The organism is Thermanaeromonas toyohensis ToBE (assembly GCF_900176005.1).
Taxonomy (GTDB): Bacteria; Bacillota; DSM-521; order Neomoorellales; family Neomoorellaceae; genus Thermanaeromonas; species Thermanaeromonas toyohensis.
On record NZ_LT838272.1, the window covers coordinates 1207318 to 1225402 of the forward strand.

The following is an 18085-nucleotide window of genomic DNA, read 5'->3' on the forward strand; positions in this document are numbered from 1 at the left end:
AATGAGGCCCTTACCTTATCTTAAGTACGATCCTCAGGATACGAGCCCCCAATACCTTGAAGATCTGACCTGTGCCTATTGGTTTTCTGAAGTTCTTTTTAGCGCAGTAGAATGGGATCTCTTCACCCTCCTGGAACCGGAGGGCAAAAGTCTTGAGGAAATAGCACAGGTGCTTAAAGTTAGTTCTCCGGCGTTAAAGCGTTTCCTGGAAGCCCTCTGTACCTTAGGGCTAGTCAGCCGTTATAGAGATTTATTTTGCAATACCGCTATGGCCCAGAAGTACTTGGTGAAGGGGAAGGAATCTTACCTGGGCGATTCTATCCTGTGGCGCCGGTTCCTGGCTTCTCACTGGGGTGATCTTAAGGCCTGCCTTAAAGCCGGCGGGAGGGTAAGCTTCCCTCCCGCCGAGGAGGATCCCCGGTGTTTATCCTCCCGGATCCATAAGTTTCTTCGCGCCATGGATAACGTGGCAAAAATTAAAGTACAGGAATTGCTCCCTATGGTGGAGGAGATCCCTCTAAAGGGAGAGCTTTTGGATGTGGGGGCCGGTTCCGGGGCCATGGCAGCCGGCTTTTTAAGGCGTTTCCCTTCCCTTACAGCTACTCTCCTTGACCTTCCCCATGTGCTGGAGCATACTAAGGAATTCATGCGAGGCAGGAATCTAGAAGATAGGGTAAAGTATCTGCCGGCTAATGTTTTGGAAGCTTGGCCTTTAAAGGAACATAAATTTAACGTAATTATCTTGTCCAACCTTATTCACACCTACGGGGAAGAAGAAGTCTCCCACATCTTAGCTCAGGCAGCTTTTGCTTTACAAGATGATGGCCTACTTATTATCCATGACTTTTTCCTGGAACATTATCCAGAGAAGGCGGTCCTTTTTGATCTTAATATGCTCATAAATACCTATAACGGGAAGGTTTATTCCTCAGAGTGGGTACGGCAAAAACTTTTAAGCCTTGGGCTTTCTTCTACGGAGACGATTCCCTTAGGTACGGACACCGCCGTTATTTTCGCTGCCCCCCAAGAAGATACCCTTATGAACCTGGCCCTGGACCTTAAAGCTCGTCTCTTGGCCAAGATAAAAAAGTTGGGGTTTAGAGAAGCGCGCTTTATCCCTGTGGAAGCCGTTAAAGTATCCGAGTGGGTGGCTTGGAGGTGCCGGTTCGGGTGCGATCATTACGGCAGTCCCCACTGCCCGCCCTACAGCCCTTCCCCCAAAGAGACAAGGGAGATTCTTAAAGACTATACCCAGGCCTTGCTACTAGAAGGAGAGCCCCCTACGAGGGATTTTCAGCTTAAAGTCCTTGAGGCTGAAGGGGAAGCTATGCGAGCAGGCTTCTACAAGGCCTTCGCCTTTTGGGCCGGCCCCTGCTCTTTATGCCAACCTTGTCCCGTCGATAAAGAGGGAAATATTAGGTATAATGCGGTAGGTAGGACCAGGATATGCCCTAATGCCCAAAAAGCTCGCCCTTCCATGGAGGGGGCCGGGATCGATGTTTTTGAAACCGTAAGAAGGGCGGGTTTAAGCCTTAAGACTTTAAGCGAGGAAAATAGATTTATAAAGCATTTTGGCTTGATCCTCCTTAAGTGAGTGATGTAAAAATGAAGATAATGCTTTTGGAGCACCCGCGCAGTATCAGCCGGGAGAGGCTAAATGATGTGGCCAATACGCCCCTCTCTTCCTGCCTCTTGACAGGTTATATTGCTGCTGTCCTGAAGGCCAAGGGGTATGAAGTGGAAATTGTAGAGGGATATTTAGAGGGGCTTTCCTACGACCAGATAGAAGAAAGGCTAGAGGTTCTAAGGCCCGATATCCTTGGGGTACACATGGTGTACCAATGGAGAAAGGAACAGGAGTTGTTTGACTTTTTGGAGAAGGTAAAAAAGGAGGGGCCGGCACCCTACATAACAGCTTACGGGTTTTATCCTACTCTGGCCTTGGAAGAGATCTTAAGCACTTCTTGGGCTATCGATTCGGTAATTCTGGGGGAGCCGGAGTTAACCTTTGGGGAGCTAGCCGAAGCCCTATCCTGTGGAATTTTCCCACGAGATCTTCCCGGCCTGGCGGTACGGGAAGGAGACAGTGTAAGGTTCCTCTGGAGGGATCCTCTGGATGATCTGGACTTACTTCCTTTCCCTTTGCGCACTGAGGCCATGTTTAGGCTTCCGCAAGTAAATATCCAAGGGAGCCGGGGGTGCTATGGGAGATGTACCTTCTGCTATATTAATCCCTTTTATGGTCCTAATTCCCGCTGGCGCGGGCGGAGCCCGGAGAATATCGTGGCGGAAATAGATACTATAGTCTCCGCACGAGACTTCCGGGACTTTTACTTTGTGGATGCCAACTTTTTTGGCCCGGGTAAGAGGGGCCAGGAGAGGGCCAGGCGGTTGGCTTCCTTACTAAAAGGCCGGGGCATCCGTTTTGGAATCGAGGCCCGGGTAAACGATATTTATGATGAGGTGATCGGGGAGCTGGTGGAGGCGGGGCTCTATCAAATTTTTCTTGGCCTTGAAAGCGGGAGCGAGAGATCTTTAAAGCGGATGAATAAGATGACCACAGTGGAACAGAATGAGAGGGCTTTAAGTATCTTAAGAAAATATGGGTTAGAGCCTAATTTGGGGTTTATAATGTTTGAGCCAGATGCTACTCTGGAAGATGTCCGGGATAATTTTAACTTCCTTAAGAGAAACGGGCTGCTAAAAGACCTGGCTATAACGGCCAATGTTCTTTATCATTATCAGATTATTTTAAAGGGGACTCCGGCCTATCATAAACTCTACCGGGAAGGACGCCTGAAAATCTCCCCTTCTTCCTCCTACGAAGGCAAGGCCCTTTTCGTCGATCCTCGGGTGGCAGCTTTAGCTAAGCTTATGCAGCGCCTGACTAATTTTCTTTTCCTGCGTATGGAGGGCATCTGGAGCGGAAAGGTAAAGGAACCCCCGGATGCTCAAGGGAAATATGCTAAACTAAACCATTTGCTGGTAAATGTATTTGAGGGGGCTTTAAGTACCTTGGAGAAGGGGCCTGGAATAGGCCAGGAGGAATTAGATACCTTAGCGGAGAAAAAACAGAAGGAAATAGAAAAAATAACACGGCTTTTATACAGGCCTGTGGAAGTGTGAAATTAAAAACTATGAGTAAAGGAAGGAGGTACTTCCACCAATGCTGTACACTTCTTGGACTGCCCGGAGAATAGCCTATATAGCTATGTTCGTAGCCCTCTCGGCGGTAGGCGCCTACCTAAAGGTGCCCAGCTTTATCGGGACTCCGGCTCTAGATTCCTTCCCTGGCTTTCTCGGTGCCCTAGTACTCGGTCCCCGTGATGGAGCCCTCATAGCCTTTTTAGGGCATCTCTTCACCGCGCTGACGGCCGGATTCCCCCTAACACTACCTCTCCACCTGTTCATTGCGGCTGGCATGGCTGTCATCACAGCCCTTTTTGCTTTCCTCGCTTCCTATTCCGTTCCTGTCGGTGCGGTAACGGCCATATTCTTGAACAGTGTCCTTTTGCCCGCCTTGTTCATCCCCCTACCGGGATTCGGGAAGGGCTTTTTTATTGCCGTTCTAGTTCCCCTTTTAGTAGCTTCTACCCTCAACATCCTCGTAGCTATATTCGTTTTTGCTGGCCTACGGCCCGTATTCCCCAACAGTTGGGTGCTGGCGCGGCGCCGAAGGGTGAAGGGGCATGAGGAAGTATCGGGATCTCACACTGATAGAGCTTAACGATGGCAGACTCCTAGTGATAGCCTGCGATTCCTGCGGGGCAATAGGTCCTAAAGAAGGGGATGTGGTAAAAGTACCCGGCTACGTAGTGGGCCGCTTCACTAGCCGCGTAGCCCTGATGGAAGTCCTAGCTGCTGGGGCATGGCCGATCTGCGTTGTGAACACCTTGTGTGTGGAACCCTTCCCCACGGGAGCTGACATACAGCGCGGGATAGCCGATGAGCTGCGATTTTTAGGGGTGGATCCAGAGGCTTTACTTACTGGTAGCACAGAGAAGAATATGCCCACTTCCCAGTCAGGAGTGGGAGTAACTGTCATCGGGATAGCTTCTAAAGAACAATTACGAGTGGGTCGCCTGAGTGCGGGAGATTCCCTTGGCCTCTTTGGGCTGCCCAAAGTAGGAGCCGAGGTTTCCCTTAACGACCCGGAAATAGCGGATCTACCAACAGTAATGCTTTTACTTTCCAGTAGCCAAGTAAGGGAAATAGTACCGGTCGGCTCGCGGGGCATAAAAGCCGAAGCTGAAACATTGGCTCGGCTCAACGACCTAGAGCTTGTGTGGTACGAAATCCCAGATGAAGTGGATCTATACAAATCGGCCGGTCCCGCCACCTGCCTATTGGTGGCCGGGGAGGAGGCTAGCCTAAAACTCTTGGGAGAGAAGGCTAAAAAGCCCTTCCTTCTGCTAGGTAATTTGATTCCCCATTCTAAAGGCTAGCCTCTCACCAACACCACTGAAGGATGGGAGAAGGAAGCCCCGGGATCTGACCGGGTAAGATTAAAAGGGAAGAATTGCGGGGGAGGAGTAATGGAAGGGGAGAGATTCTGAGAGCAAGGGAGTATAGTTTTTCGCAGCCGCTATGACAAAGAAAAAGTAAAGTGTCAACTTTTTTGATAAACGGGGATGGAGCCAAATGGATAAAACAAGGCAAGGAATACTTCCTCAAGGCTCACATCTATTTAGACCACTTGAAGCTAATTTGAACAAAAATTTTTTGTAACCTTAGCAGGAATTTCAAACGATATGTCGAACTATTACAATGAAGCAACGTAGTTGGATATTATGCAACAACATCTTTGGGTGGAGTGAAGTGGGAGAGGGTATCCAATCTGTTCAACGGGCCGTATATATCCTTGAGCGTCTGGCTTCCTCGAAGAACGGGGCAACTGCCTCTGAAATCGCTAAAGAGTTAGGAGTTAACCGTAGTACTGTATTTAGGTTGATGGAAACGTTAATCGAAGCGGGTTACGTTAGACAGGCAACTTTGACTAAGCGTTATCACCTTACTATGAAGTTGTTTTCTTTAGGGAGTAAGCTTTTAGATGAAATGGACATCCGTTCCTGTGCTAGGCCTGTGTTGGAGAGTTTACAAAAAGAAACCGGTCATACGGTCCATCTAGGTTTGCGGGATCTAAATGAAGTTGTGTATATAGACAAAATTACAGGTACTAATCCTATCCAAATGTATTCCATGATAGGCCGGAGAGCTCCCCTTTACTGTACAGGTATTGGGAAAGCTATTTTGGCATTTATGAAGGATCATGAAATAGATCAATTTCTAAGGAATACCAAGCTGATTAGATTTACCCCTAACACTATCGTGGATCCCATAAAGTTGTGGCAAGAAATAAAGGAAATACGGGTAAGAGGATATGCCCTGGATATGGAAGAGCATGAAATGGGAATACGGTGTGTAGCCGCTCCTATTTTTGATTACACTCAGGAAGTTATAGGGAGTATAAGTCTTGCTGCGGTGGTTATAACCTTAGGAGACAAGAGTATAGAAGAATATGCGGACAAGGTCATACAGGCAGCCAAGACGGTAAGTGAATTGTTGGGGGCGCGGAAATAGCTATGATAATTTTAACCAAGATGAACAACATTGTTGCAATTTATGCAACAATGTTGAGGCCGTAATAGAAAGGGGATTATTAAAGTATGGAGGCGACAAAGGTTGAGAGTGTTATAGATACTATTTTACAGGAAAAATTGGTAGCCATTTTAAGAAAAATAGAAGGGGACAGGTTATTTAAAGTCATTGACAGTTTATTGGAAGCCGGGATACGGGTGGCTGAGATTACACTAAATACCGAGGGCGCTATTAACTTACTTGGCGAACTGATAAAAAGATATGGCGAAGAGATGCTTCTCGGTGCGGGCACAGTAACTCGTATTCAGGAAGTAGAAGAAGCTGCTGCTAGTGGTGCAAAATTTATTGTAACCCCAGTAATGCTGCCTGAGATAATACAAGCATGCAAGAGGTTTCAACTGGGCGTAATTCTAGGAGCTTGTTCTCCTACTGAAATATACCAGGCTTATTCTTTGGGAGCGGATATAGTCAAGGTTTTTCCAGCAGGTAGCCTAGGCCCCTCTTATTTCCGCGAATTGCAGGGGCCTTTAGGAAATGTTCCGCTGGCCGCCGTTGGAGGTGTAACTCTTGAGAATGGGCGAGCGTTCCTCGAGGCCGGGGCCAAGGTGTTAGGCGTAGGTTCGTCCCTTACTCCGCGACAACTGGTAAATGCAGGTGACTGGATGCAGCTCAAGAACATAGCAAAACGGTTCAAGGAACTAGTAAGTTAGAAGGATGATACACATTGTTGCTGATGGCGATAGATGGTGGAACAACTAACACTAGGATCCGGGTACTTAAGGATGAAAAGATAATTGGTAAAGCCCATGTTCCTGTAGGAGTAAGGAATACAGCAATTGCAGGTTGCAATAAGGAGCTGGTGGAAGGTCTCAGAGAGGGTGTGCACATGGCCCTGGCGTCAGCAGGGCTTACGGAAAAGGATTTGCAACTAGTTGTGGCTTCCGGGATGCTTACCTCTAACGTAGGTATAATGGAAATACCGCATATCAGTACACCTGCTGGAGTGAAGGAGCTTGCTGCAAACAGTAGATTGGTAGAGATGCCGGAAGTAATAAACGTGCCTATACTTTTTATTCCGGGAGTAAAAAATAGTTGTCCGCTCAGACAAGACGTGGATGAATTAGAAGCAATGGATATAATGCGGGGTGAAGAAACGGAAACAATCGGTATCTTAGAATTGAAGAAAATTAGGGGACCTATTACCTTAATTTTACCAGGCTCACATACAAAAGTTGTAAGGGTTAATGAACATAACCAGATTACTTGCTGCTTGACTACTATGGGAGGAGAGATCTTTGGGACGTTAGCTACTAATACAATCCTGGCTGATTCAGTACCTTCTACCCTTGTTTCTGAACTGGACAGGGAGATGCTTCTTAACGGGGCAGCTATGTCCCGGAAGGTAGGTCTTACGCGCGGTTGCTTTTTTACCCGGATCATGAGCCAGTTTATACCCTTTGATGGTGATAAAAGGGCCAACTTCCTGCTAGGCGTAGTATTGGGCCAGGATATCATTGCTATGAAAAATAGTAAAGCCTGTCGGCTTTGCTGGGGTGAAAAAATCGTTATAGGGGGACCGTCACCGTTGCGTAGGGCTATTTACTATCTGTTGGAGGAAGAAATGGGTTCTAAAGCTGACCTTTCCGTACTAGATGATGAAACTGTAGAAATGTCAACTGCTATCGGGGCTCGTATAATAGGATTGGAACATCTCAATATATTTTGCTAAAGAGTCACCGTAGTATAAATAAATAAACATAAATATCCAAGGAGGTGAAAAAAGAAGTCTTAGAAAAACAAGATTTATTATGTTAATGAGAAACAAAAAAGGAGGGGAGAGTCAAGTTTACTGCGTAGAGAAGGGTTAAGAAAAACTTAGCATCGGCGGCTCAGAAGTTCAATACCAACTAATACCTAAAGGAGGTATAGGGTAAATGTGGCGCAAATGGCTTATTAGTGTGCTAATAATAGTCGTGGCCATTAGTTTAGCTGCCTGTTCGGCTCAACAATCCTCTCAAAAGGTAAACCAACAGCCGGCTACAGGGCAGCCAGCTACTACTGAAGCTGGGAAAGGCCAGGGCACAGTAGCAAAGGATGATAAAAATATAAAAGTAGGTATCGTAGTAAATGGCCAAGGGAACTTCTTTAACGCAGGGATATTTCAGGAGACCCAGCGGCTGGTAAAAGAAAAGGGCGGGACACCTGTTGCTCTTGATAGCCTGGGTCAGCGCGAGAAGATGCTAAGCGATATCGAGACTCTCATACAGCAGAATGTAGACGCGTTAATCGTTCTGTTAGGTGATCCCACCTTCCTGGAGCCTGCTCTTAAGAAGGCTAAAGAGAAAAACATCCCGTGGATTAGTGTGGCTGCTGGCTTCCATCCGCTTGTTGATCTTGAGATAGATTCCAACGACTGGGCTATGGGAGCCAAGGTTGCTGCTTACATGGCTGCGCGGCTAGGGGGGAAGGGTAAGATCGTAGAAATTTATGGGGATCTTATTTTGCCTACCAGAGCTAGGGCTGAGGCGCTTCGAGCAGTCCTTAAAGAATATCCTGAAATCCAGATTGTTGAGCGTCATGCCTATGCTTGGCCTGGCTTCCTTGAGGATTGTCGGAAGTGGATGGAAACGGTATTACAAAAATACCCGAAACCGGGAGACATTCAAGCCGTGTTTGCCGCCTTTGACGGTGCAGGCATAGGAGCCGCTCAAGCTATCGAGGCTGCTGGGCGTAAAGAGATATTCGTAGTTGGGATAGATGGAGATCCCTTAGCCTATGAAAACATGCGCAATAAGGGTGTATTTGCTGCAACTGCAGCTCATGACCTAAAGGGTATGGCCGAAAAGGCTGTTGAATGGGCATTTAGGATGGCTAAAGGTGAGAAACCGCCTGTTAAGATGATGTTTATTGATAGCCCACTTATTACCCAGGAGAATGTTCCACCAGCTACCAAGTAACAATGCTCTCTGACCGTAGGAATCAATTCTTACAAAGTAGGGTGCCACCTTACGGGTGGCACCCGCTAACCCTTACTCTGTGGGGGCGGTACTTTGGAAGGCAATAGCTATGTCCTTGAGATGAAGAATATTTCTATGCAGTTTCCCGGAGTCAAAGCCCTGGACAACGTAGATTTTTCCGTAGCGCGGGGTGAGATCCACGCCCTGGTGGGAGAGAACGGCGCTGGTAAGTCTACGTTAATAAAGATCTTGGGCGGGGTCTACCTGCCAACGAGCGGCGAGATCCTTGTCGAGGGCAAGAAAGTAACCTATAGTTCCCCGCAGGAAGCTGCTGCAGCAGGAATAAGTATAGTGCACCAAGAGCTAAATTTGGTGCCTTATATGTGTGTGGCGGAGAACCTGTTTATGGGGCGTTCCCTGCCCAAGAACAAGTGGGGTATGGTTAATTGGAGTGAACTCTACCGGAAGGCTGCAGAGTTGTTAACGGTGGTTGGCCTCCAGGATCTTGTACGTTACCCTGCGGGCCGCCTGAGTGTAGCTCAGCAACAGCTTCTCCAGATTGGGCGCGCGGTTTCTTTTGGAGCCAAAATAGTGGTATTTGACGAGCCTACGGCCTGTCTGAGCCGTAGCGAAGTAGAGAATCTCTTTAGAGTTATCAGGTCTTTAAAAGAGCGGGGAACATCTATCATTTACGTGTCTCACCGGCTAGAAGAAATATTTGAACTTGCCGATAGAGTAACTGTCCTGAGAGACGGTAAAAGAGTAGGCGTGCACGAAATAAATCAAGTCTCCCCACAACAGATCATAAGTCTAATGCTCGGAAAAGAATTGAGTAAGGAGAGACGACGACAAAGTTACGTTCAGGATGAGGTGGTACTTCGGGCAGAAGGGCTTTGCTCGGACACAGGTGTAAGAGATGTGAGTTTCGAACTGCGTAAAGGAGAAGTAGTAGGGCTAGCAGGAGTGGTAGGTTCGGGCCGAACGGAGGTTGCGCGACTGCTTTTTGGCGTAGACAAGCTGACGAGTGGTCGAATTTTTGTAGGAGAGGAACAGATTTTTCCCCCCAATATAAGGAAAGCAATTAGAGCCGGATTGGCCTTCGTACCGGAGGATAGGCGTAACCAGGGATTAGTCTTAAATATGACAGTAAAAGAGAATGCGAGCTTGGCTTTCTTAAAGAACTTCGCCCGCTATGGTTTTATAAGCCATGCAAAAGAAAAAGAAAGAGTGCAAGGCCTGATCCGAACCCTTTCCATAAGGCCGCCGGAAGCTAGCAGGATAGTGAAATATCTCAGTGGTGGCAATCAACAGAAGGTAGTGTTGGCTAAGTGGCTAGCTGGTGCGAAACCGAAAGTGGTAATCTTTGATGAACCTACTCAAGGCATAGACGTTGGAGCAAAAGCTGAAGTTCACCAGCTTATCGATAATCTAGCGCGCGAAGGTGCGGGGATCCTCCTCATATCCTCGGATATACAAGAACTCTTGAGTCTTTGTGACCGCATTTTAGTTATGGTAAGGGGTAAGATTGTCAAGTGTCTCAGTCGCGAGGAAGCGACTGCGAGTACGATTTTGGCGTACGCTATGAGAAAGGAGAATAGTGCGGAATATGCCTAGTGTTCTGCGGAAATACGGTACGCTTATAGGGTTTCTTGTACTATGTGTTATATTTTCCTTTCTCTCCCCTGTCTTCCTAACCGTTGATAACCTAGTGATGGTTTTGCTGCAAGGAAGTATGTTAACAATCATCGCTTTAGGTACCACAGTGGTAATGGCTGCTGGCGGCTTCGATATGTCTTTCGGTTCTGTATGTGGCCTGATTGGTGTTGCGTTGGCAGGGATGTTGGTGAAAGGTGTACCTATTCCATTAGCGATTTTAATAAGCCTGGCAATGGGGGCAGCCTTTGGTTGCGTAAATGGGATACTAGTAGCTGTATTTGGTATAGCAGATTTCATCGCAACTCTTTCGACTATGTCAATAGCTCGGGGACTTAACTATTACTATACAAGAGGGGAACCCATCTTCATGGGGATACCGCCAGAGTTTAAGATTATCGGGCAGGGCAAGATCGGAATAATCGGGTATCCGGTACTAATAATGCTAGCAGTCCTTGTGATATTGTATGTGTTTATGAATCACACTGTAACAGGTAGGCAGATTTACGCAGTCGGTGGAAATAAAACTGCTGCGCGATTGTCCGGTATCAATGTTAGATGGATTAGAATATTTTCATTCATAATAGGGGGTTTAGCAGCAGCTCTTACCGCCGTTATAGTCACATCAAGGTTAGGGTCTGGACAGCCCACCGCTGGTGAGGGGTTCCTACTGGACGGCTTGGCAGCAGTGTTTCTTGGGATGACTATGTTTAAGGAAGGGGAACCCCACATTTCGGGTACTTTTATAGGAGCTCTGATTATGGGTGTTTTAGTGAACGGGCTAAACTTACTTGGAGTGCAATACTTCTTTCAGGATATATTGAAAGGATTGATTATCCTCGCCGCTGTTGGTCTTACAGCAACCGGCAAACCCAAAGACTAGTTCTTCGAAAGTTTGTTGGAAGGTCTTTATAGTAGTAGCTCGGGTATCAGTTTCAGGAGGCAACACGCAATGGAAAAGCCGCTTTTGATGATTCCTGGACCCTGCGCTCTCGAACGGGAAGTTTGCGAGGCCATGAGCTGGCAGCCTGTACCCCATTATGGACGCGAATGGGTAGAAGAGTTCAACCGGGTTCGAGAGTCTTTAAAGCCGCTCTTTGGTACTACTGAGGGCAAAATATATATTACTGTAGGCTCAGGACATGCTGGGATTGAAGCAGGAATAAACGCTATCGCGGCTGAGGGTGATCGGCTCCTAGTAGTAAACAACGGTTTTTTTGGTGAAAGGATAGTGTGGATAGCTCGCAATTACGGTATAGAAGTTGTAGAACTTAGGAGCGAATGGGGTGAGCCAGTAGACCCGGAGGCGGTAAGGGATGCCCTCGATAGGGATCCAATGATAAAAGCATTGGCTGTAGTGCATGGGGAAACCTCTACGGGGGTGTTAAACCCAATAAAAGAAATAGGCAAAATCGCTTGCGAGCGGGAAGTACTCCTCTTTGTGGACGCTATTTGTTCAGTAGGGGGTACTGAATTCCTGATGGATGAGTGGGGGGTTGACCTGTGTGTAGCGGCCTCTCAGAAAGGTCTTTCAGCGCCGGCGGGGCTGGTAATATTAGCTGTCCGGCAGAAGGTGTGGGATAACCTGAAGAAGCGTAAAAAGCGGCCTGTCGGTTGGTACTTGAACGTGGAAGTGTGGCGGCATTTTGAAGAAAGCCAAGGAGATTTTCAACCTTACGGGATTACAATGGCGGTAAACAACGTAAGGGCTTTACAGGTTAGCCTAGACCAGATGTATCGTGAAGGCCTGGAAAATCGCTTTCGTAGGCATCACGAGATTTCTCGGTATATAAGAGATGGGCTTGCTTCTCTTGGTTTGGAATTGTTTGCGCGTGGAGAGCCACTCCCCCTGGTTACGGTGAGCAAGTGCCCGCAAGGGATCGAAGCGGAGAAACTGGTGACGCTCCTTAGGAAGAGGTATGATATCTATATTACAGGCGGGCTGGGACCTTATAAAGAAAAAACCTTTCGCGTAGGACATATGGGGCCCTTAGCGGTGCCAGAGGTTGCAGACTACTTCCTGGCAGCGTTGAAGGATTGCCTGCAGCAGCTATAGGTGAGGTGGCAGTGTGTATGATCTTTGTACTGGGTATATGCGGTAGCCCGCGCAAAGGTAACAGTTATTATCTATTGGAAAAGGCCTTGGAGTCGGCGCGGGAGGTAGCCCCGAAAGAGGTAAAGACGGAGCTTTACTCGGTAAGAGGGAAAAAGTTTGCGCCATGTATCTCCTGTTTCAAGTGCGGAGAGCTTCAGGGCGAATGCGTTATCAAGGATGATTTCCAGGAGCTGAGGGAGAAGTGGGTAGAAGCAGACGTTATCATTTACTCTGTACCTGTGTATCACATGGGGATCCCCGCGCAGCTTAAAGCATTTATTGATCGTCTAGGAAACAGTTTATTCGGACGTTATTCTAACCTGTTCCCAGGGGAGGCTAAATTACCGAGAAGTTTGAAGGTGATTGGAGCGATAGCCCAAGGAGCACACTTATACTCTGGCCAGGAGCATACCTTGACAGATCTTATAAATCACGCCCTAGTTATGGGTTGCGTTCCCGTAACCGGTGATATGTGGGAGACATACATTGGCGCCGGAGCATGGACGTATAACGATGTGGGCAGGAATGTGCTGGCGGATAAAAGTGAAGAAAGTAGTTTGGATATGCGGGTTGCCTTAAGGGGGACGGCTTCGCTTGCCCGGCGGGCAGTAGAGCTGGCTATCATTCTTAAATCGGGAGGAAAGGTAGAAGCTAAGCGGCTAGAAGTTGACCCAGTTTATATTCCATTTCTGGCTCGGGTAAGAGGAGAAGTCACTAGTCAATAAAGTAAAAAATGGGGTGGAAGGTTGGGAAGAGGGCATAAGTGAAAAATTTAGGAGCACTGGAAATTTGACGGCGAATTCGTAATCGGGTGGTTTGCTTTCCCCCGGGGCTTAAAATGGCTAAATGACGGGATAAAGGGCAAGTTCAAGCCATATTGTTGCATTTAAGAAAAAGGGTTCAGTTACTAGACTGGGGTGGCACTGCCACTTATTATCGTACCAAGGAGGTTAACCTTATGGGTAAGATAACAGTTGTTGCGGAGAACTGTACCGGTTGCAAGGCATGTATGATGGTGTGCACCCTTGTTCATGAGAAGGCTCCAAGCTATAAGAGGTCACGGGTAAAAGTGAAAAAGAACGATGAGTATGAAGAGTTTCTTCCCCTAATTTGCCGCCATTGTGAGGAAGCTCCTTGTGTGGACGTGTGTCCTGTCGGGGCCCTATGGAGAGATACAAGAGGAGCGATTGTGCTTAACAGTAGCGAATGCACGGGTTGCCGTCAATGTGTGGATGTGTGTCCCTATGGAGCACTATTTATCGATGAGGAATTGGGTACCGCATATAAGTGCGATCTTTGTAATGGGGAACCAGCGTGTATAAAAGTGTGTCAAGTAGCAGGGGCACTCAGATACGAGATTGAGGGAGGTTTGGATGGAAATGAGTAGAAGGGGAGTTATACTTCATGTTGACCTAACCGAAGGAAGGATATGGCGGGAAGAGATACCGAGGGAATGGGAGGCTGCCTACCTGGGTTCTCGCGGCATAAATGCCCGGCTGTTGTGGGACCTGCTAAAAGCGGGTGTGGAGCCCCTAAGTAAGGATAATGTACTTATTTTTGGAGCAGGCAAGTTAAGCGGTACGGGAGCTCCATCAAGCGGGCGAACCACAATAACGTGTAAGAGCCCGGCTACCAACCTGTACATGAAGGTAAATGTTGGAGGCCACTGGGGAACGGAACTAAGGTATGCGGGTTACGACCATTTAGTGATACATGGAGCGGCCGATAAGCCTGTTTATCTTTATATAAATGATACTACTGTAGAAATCCGGGATGCAGGACACTTGTGGGGTAAAGATGTACGTGAAACTACTAGAGCTATAAGGCACGAAATAGGAGATGAGGAAGTTGAAGTTGCCTGTATTGGCCAAGCCGGTGAAAATCTGGTCAAGATGGCAGGGATCATGTGCTCCGTTTATAACGCTGGCGCTAGGGGCGGCGTGGGAGCTGTAATGGGATCTAAGAAACTCAAAGCAGTAGCGGTTAAGGGGAGCGGAGCCATTTACCTAGCAGACCCCGAAAGGTATTGGCAGGTGGCGCGCGAATGTGTAGACGGGCTTTTGGCGGAATCGGGTATAGGAGGTCTGCACGCCTACGGTACCTCTGGCTCTATTCTGCCGCTTAACGAATTAAAGTGCTTCGCTGTATACAACTTTCGCGGTGGAGCACATCCGGAAATGGAAAAGATTAGCGGGTTAGCTCTGGTGGAACAGGGTTACCTGAAACGCAAGGTAGGTTGTAACAGCTGTATTATTGGCTGTCACCGGTTTACGGTAATAGAGAAAGGAGAATATGCTGGGACTTATTCGGGAGGTCCGGAACTGGAAACATTAGGTTCATTAGGCTGCGGTTGCGGCGTATTTGACCTTGAAGCCATCTTGAAGGCTAACGAATTATGTAATATCTACGGTTTAGATACCATATCGGTCGGTAATGTAATTGCATGGGCAATGGAATGTTTCGAACGCGGAGTACTAACCAAAGAAGATACAGGCGGTCTTGACCTTTCCTGGGGGAACGGAGAAGCCGTAATTGAGCTGGTTAATCAAATCGCCTTCCGTCGTGGTCTCGGGAATTTATTGGCTGAGGGTGTTCGGCGGGCGGCTGAACAAGTTGGAAAGGACTCTTGGAAATGGGCCATAGAAGTTAAGGGGTTAGAACAATCCCGGGTGGATACGCGGGCAGCAATGGCGTATGCTCTGGCCTTTGCGGTTAATCCCAGGGGAGCAGATCACTTGCATACAGAAACCTTTGCGGAATTCGGTTTAAGCCCGGAAGCGCGGAAGGTAATTGCAGACATTACGGGCAACGAAAAATACGCTAACCCTTATCTGGTGGAAAAGAGAGCAGAAATTGTCCGTTGGCACGAAGATTGCTATGCAGTAACTGATTGCCTGGGCTTCTGTGCCTTTACGACAACAGCACTCTTCGGTGTTACTCCAGATAGAATGGCTAGGCTATTTAGTGCGGCTACTGGAATAGAAATTACGGAAGAAGAAATTATGAAGGCAGGGCGGAGGATCATTAACCTTGAAAAAGCTTTCAACGTTCGTGAAGGGGCTACACGTGCAGACGACCGCGCCCCCTGGCGTATCTTAAATGAAAGATCCCCAGATCTGCCCGCAGAAGCAACGGTGCTTACGGAAGAAAAATTAAACCAAATGCTTGATAAGTATTACACTCTGCACAACTGGGACTTAAAAACAAGCTGGCCAAAGAAAGAAACCCTTTTAGAGCTTGGGTTAGAGGATGTGGCTGAGGAACTAGAAAAACTAGGTAAGATTCCCAGCTAGAGGAGGTACAGATGTCATGTATAAGATCACTACGAATGATGTGGAGCCGTTGCTGGAAGGTTTGGCTATATTGGGAACTGGAGGGGGTGGCAATCCCCAATGGGGTCGAGCTATTTTGGAAGCTGACTTGGCCCGAGGCCGGGAGCTGGTGCTGATAGATCCTGATGAGGTATCCGATGAAGCTCTGGTCGTTTGCGGAGGTATAATGGGTTCGGTCAAGACGCTCGAACAGTGGAGTATTAGAAGCCTGCTTGAGCGCTGGGAAAATAAATTTGAATTGTTGGAAGCCACAAGAGCTATGGAAAGATATCTGGGGCGGAAGGTAGATTTCGTGGTCCCCTTTGAAGTTGGCGGACTTAACACTCCTGTGATGCTATCCCTGGCTGCAAGGTTAGGAGTAGCATGTGTGGACGGGGACGCTTTAGGTCGCTCGGCTCCAGAGACACAGATGACAAGCTTTATCGGTCATGGAATATCCCTTACGCCGATGCCCCTAGTGGATGCACACGGCAATTGTATCATAGTTACCGAACAAGTTGATCCGGTATTTGCGGATGAGGTAGGACGGTGGATGGTAACCAAAGGTGGTGGCCTCGGGGCTAATAATCATTACCCTATGTCGGGTGCTCAACTTAAGGAGGCTGTGGTTCCTCGAACCATTAGCAAGGCGCTGGAGTTGGGGAGAGCAGTAATAAAAGCAAGAAGTGGGAGTGGTGACCCTGTCGCCGAAGTAACTAAGGCGTTGGGAGGTTGGAAGCTTTTTCAAGGCGTGGTAAACAAGGTAGAGGGTGAAGATAAGGGCGGATTCTACCTTACTAATGTGTGGCTGAAGGGTACTGGAGAGTATAGCAACGCCACGGCGGACTTAGTAATTAAGAACGAAACGATGGTGCTGTGGGTAGACGGGCAATTGAAGGCGGTATTTCCTGACCTGGTATGCATGTTAGACCCTGTAACGGGCAAAGGGATCATGAGTGTTGACATTATAGAAGGCACAGCCATGGTCCTGGTGGGCGTACCCTGCCACCAGCGTCTCAGAGAGGCCATGGCAACACCTGAGGGTCGCCGAGCCTTTGGGCCTGCCAGATTTGGTTATCCAGAATTGGGTTATATACCGATTGAAGACCTTACCAATAATGCCTGACCTTGGAAAGGAGGTTACTGGTGATTAGGGTCACCCTGAAATTTGTTGGCGGAAGTGCTTCTAAGTTTAAGATGACTCCAGAGCAGATGGAAATTGAACCTAACACCACGGTTGGCCAATTGATAGATATTCTCCGTGGCGAGAGTTCAAGAACAGGAACTGCGGGGCAGCCTAATTTACCCATGGCGGTAATAGTGAACGGTCGTAGCATTTATACCTTAAAGGGACTGGAGACCGTTCTTAAGGACGGAGACACTGTGGTCTTTGTTCCTTTCCTGGCAGGAGGGTAAACTTATTGAACGTCAATAGCTTGAGGTGCTCAAAATGATAAACAACACAATGTTAGACAACAAAATAGTAGACCCCGAGAAGAAATTAGTGGCTATCGCGGGGTGGGTACTTGAGCAGTGTTTTCGTGTAAAACCTGAAGAGACCGTCTTAGTAGTAACAGATGGTGGTGTACCGAGGGTAGCGAACGCTTTTTGGGAGGCAGCTCGGGAAAGAGTACAGGAAGTTCTTCTGCTGAGGTTTGAGCCCCGGCCTGAACATGGCTGCGAGCCTCCCGCAGGTGTGGCTGCGGCCATGAAAGCCTCAGATGTTGTCCTGTTGCCGACCGTAAAATCTCTTACCCACACCAGGGCAAGAAGAGAAGCCTGTGCTGCTGGCGCGCGGATCGCTAGTATGCCTATGATAACTGAAGAAATTATGCAACGAGCTTTGGATGTGGATTATGAGAAGTTGAAAAGAATTACGTACATTTGCGCTGACCTACTCGGGAAGGGGCAAGCATTACGCCTCACTGCCCGGAACGGTACAGACCTAACGTTAGACCTAGGCGGACGACAAGGTGTGGTTGATACGGGGGATCTGTGGCAAAAAGGTTCTTGTAGCAACTTGCCAGCAGGTGAAGCCTGTATTGCACCTGTAGAAGGGTCGGCGCGGGGGATCGTGGTTCTGGACGGTTCCCTTGCGGGCTGGGGCAAGCTTGAAGAGCCTGTGAGATTGAGGGTTGAGGAGGGCCGCGTTACTGGAGTAGAGGGGGGGAAGGCTGCAGATTGGTTAAGGGAGACGTTAGAAAAGTATGGGGCTCTGTCAGGTAATATAGCCGAGTTAGGAATTGGGACTAATGAGAAAGCAGTGGTAACTGGTAATATTTTGGAAGATGAGAAAGTTTTGGGAACTGTGCATATAGGTTTGGGGGATAACAAGGCATTAGGTGGAAAGGTAGAAGCTGGTATTCATTTAGATGGAGTTATATTGAACCCTTCTGTGGAAATTGATGGAAGGTTAGTGATAGTGGAAGGGCAATTAATGATTACTATATGAAACCCCAAACACCTTATTA

18 protein-coding genes are annotated in these 18085 nt (G+C 47.9%); all 18 read left to right on the forward strand.

The annotated features are described in order from the left end of the window. The first annotated feature begins 1 nt into the window (after position 1). The 18 genes from B9A14_RS05975 to B9A14_RS06055 all read left to right on the forward strand — a co-directional run bounded on the left by B9A14_RS05975 (position 2) and on the right by B9A14_RS06055 (position 18066). Complete coding sequence (locus B9A14_RS05975) at positions 2-1594, forward strand: DUF2284 domain-containing protein (RefSeq protein ID WP_084664742.1); 1593 nt, start codon at positions 2-4, stop codon at positions 1592-1594. Next, complete coding sequence (locus tag B9A14_RS05980; protein ID WP_231967948.1) at positions 1591-3126, forward strand: B12-binding domain-containing radical SAM protein; 1536 nt, start codon at positions 1591-1593, stop codon at positions 3124-3126. Before B9A14_RS05975 ends, B9A14_RS05980 begins: the two co-directional genes overlap by 4 nt. 40 nt (positions 3127-3166) lie before the next feature. Then, positions 3167-3727, forward strand: coding sequence for an ECF transporter S component (locus tag B9A14_RS05985; protein ID WP_084664746.1), 561 nt, complete (start codon positions 3167-3169; stop codon positions 3725-3727). Continuing rightward, a complete protein-coding gene (locus B9A14_RS05990; protein ID WP_084664748.1) occupies positions 3690-4445 on the forward strand; it encodes an AIR synthase related protein in 756 nt (251 codons plus the stop codon). Before B9A14_RS05985 ends, B9A14_RS05990 begins: the two co-directional genes overlap by 38 nt. A 161-nt stretch (positions 4446-4606) precedes the next feature. Continuing rightward, entirely contained in the window at positions 4607-4711 is a 105-nt protein-coding gene (locus B9A14_RS18225; protein ID WP_157109790.1) for a UPF0236 family transposase-like protein, read from the forward strand. 56 nt (positions 4712-4767) lie between these two features. Further along, the gene (locus tag B9A14_RS05995) at positions 4768-5580 is read left to right on the forward strand and encodes an IclR family transcriptional regulator (RefSeq protein WP_084664750.1); all 813 of its coding nucleotides are present in this window, start codon (positions 4768-4770) and stop codon (positions 5578-5580) included. A gap of 86 nt (positions 5581-5666) precedes the next feature. Further along, on the forward strand, positions 5667-6308 hold the full coding sequence (locus B9A14_RS06000; RefSeq protein WP_084664752.1) for a bifunctional 4-hydroxy-2-oxoglutarate aldolase/2-dehydro-3-deoxy-phosphogluconate aldolase: 642 nt from the start codon (positions 5667-5669) through the stop codon (positions 6306-6308). 23 nt (positions 6309-6331) lie between these two features. Then, a complete protein-coding gene (locus B9A14_RS06005; protein WP_231968003.1) occupies positions 6332-7327 on the forward strand; it encodes a 2-dehydro-3-deoxygalactonokinase in 996 nt (331 codons plus the stop codon). Positions 7328-7532: 205 nt separating this feature from the next. Then, positions 7533-8555 carry a sugar ABC transporter substrate-binding protein gene (locus tag B9A14_RS06010; protein WP_084664756.1) on the forward strand — a complete coding sequence of 341 codons (1023 nt, stop codon included), beginning with the start codon at positions 7533-7535 and terminating at the stop codon, positions 8553-8555. 93 nt (positions 8556-8648) lie between these two features. Then, positions 8649-10169 (forward strand): sugar ABC transporter ATP-binding protein, encoded by a 1521-nt coding sequence (locus tag B9A14_RS06015; RefSeq protein ID WP_197686569.1) that lies wholly within the window; start codon positions 8649-8651, stop codon positions 10167-10169. Continuing rightward, positions 10162-11091, forward strand: coding sequence for an ABC transporter permease (locus tag B9A14_RS06020; RefSeq protein WP_084664758.1), 930 nt, complete (start codon positions 10162-10164; stop codon positions 11089-11091). Before B9A14_RS06015 ends, B9A14_RS06020 begins: the two co-directional genes overlap by 8 nt. A 69-nt stretch (positions 11092-11160) precedes the next feature. Beyond that, the gene (locus B9A14_RS06025) at positions 11161-12264 is read left to right on the forward strand and encodes a pyridoxal-phosphate-dependent aminotransferase family protein (protein ID WP_084664760.1); all 1104 of its coding nucleotides are present in this window, start codon (positions 11161-11163) and stop codon (positions 12262-12264) included. A 17-nt stretch (positions 12265-12281) separates the two neighbouring features. Further along, the gene (locus B9A14_RS06030) at positions 12282-13028 is read left to right on the forward strand and encodes a flavodoxin family protein (protein ID WP_084664762.1); all 747 of its coding nucleotides are present in this window, start codon (positions 12282-12284) and stop codon (positions 13026-13028) included. Positions 13029-13261: 233 nt separating this feature from the next. Next, the gene (locus B9A14_RS17690; protein WP_084664764.1) at positions 13262-13690 is read left to right on the forward strand and encodes a 4Fe-4S dicluster domain-containing protein; all 429 of its coding nucleotides are present in this window, start codon (positions 13262-13264) and stop codon (positions 13688-13690) included. Further along, a complete protein-coding gene (locus B9A14_RS06040; protein WP_172839054.1) occupies positions 13683-15596 on the forward strand; it encodes an aldehyde ferredoxin oxidoreductase family protein in 1914 nt (637 codons plus the stop codon). Before B9A14_RS17690 ends, B9A14_RS06040 begins: the two co-directional genes overlap by 8 nt. A gap of 16 nt (positions 15597-15612) precedes the next feature. After that, complete coding sequence (locus B9A14_RS06045; RefSeq protein ID WP_084664768.1) at positions 15613-16740, forward strand: S-methyl thiohydantoin desulfurase family protein; 1128 nt, start codon at positions 15613-15615, stop codon at positions 16738-16740. 20 nt (positions 16741-16760) lie between these two features. Beyond that, positions 16761-17030 carry a MoaD/ThiS family protein gene (locus B9A14_RS06050; protein WP_084664770.1) on the forward strand — a complete coding sequence of 90 codons (270 nt, stop codon included), beginning with the start codon at positions 16761-16763 and terminating at the stop codon, positions 17028-17030. A 34-nt stretch (positions 17031-17064) separates the two neighbouring features. Further along, entirely contained in the window at positions 17065-18066 is a 1002-nt protein-coding gene (locus tag B9A14_RS06055) for an aminopeptidase (protein WP_231967950.1), read from the forward strand. Positions 18067-18085 lie beyond the last annotated feature (19 nt).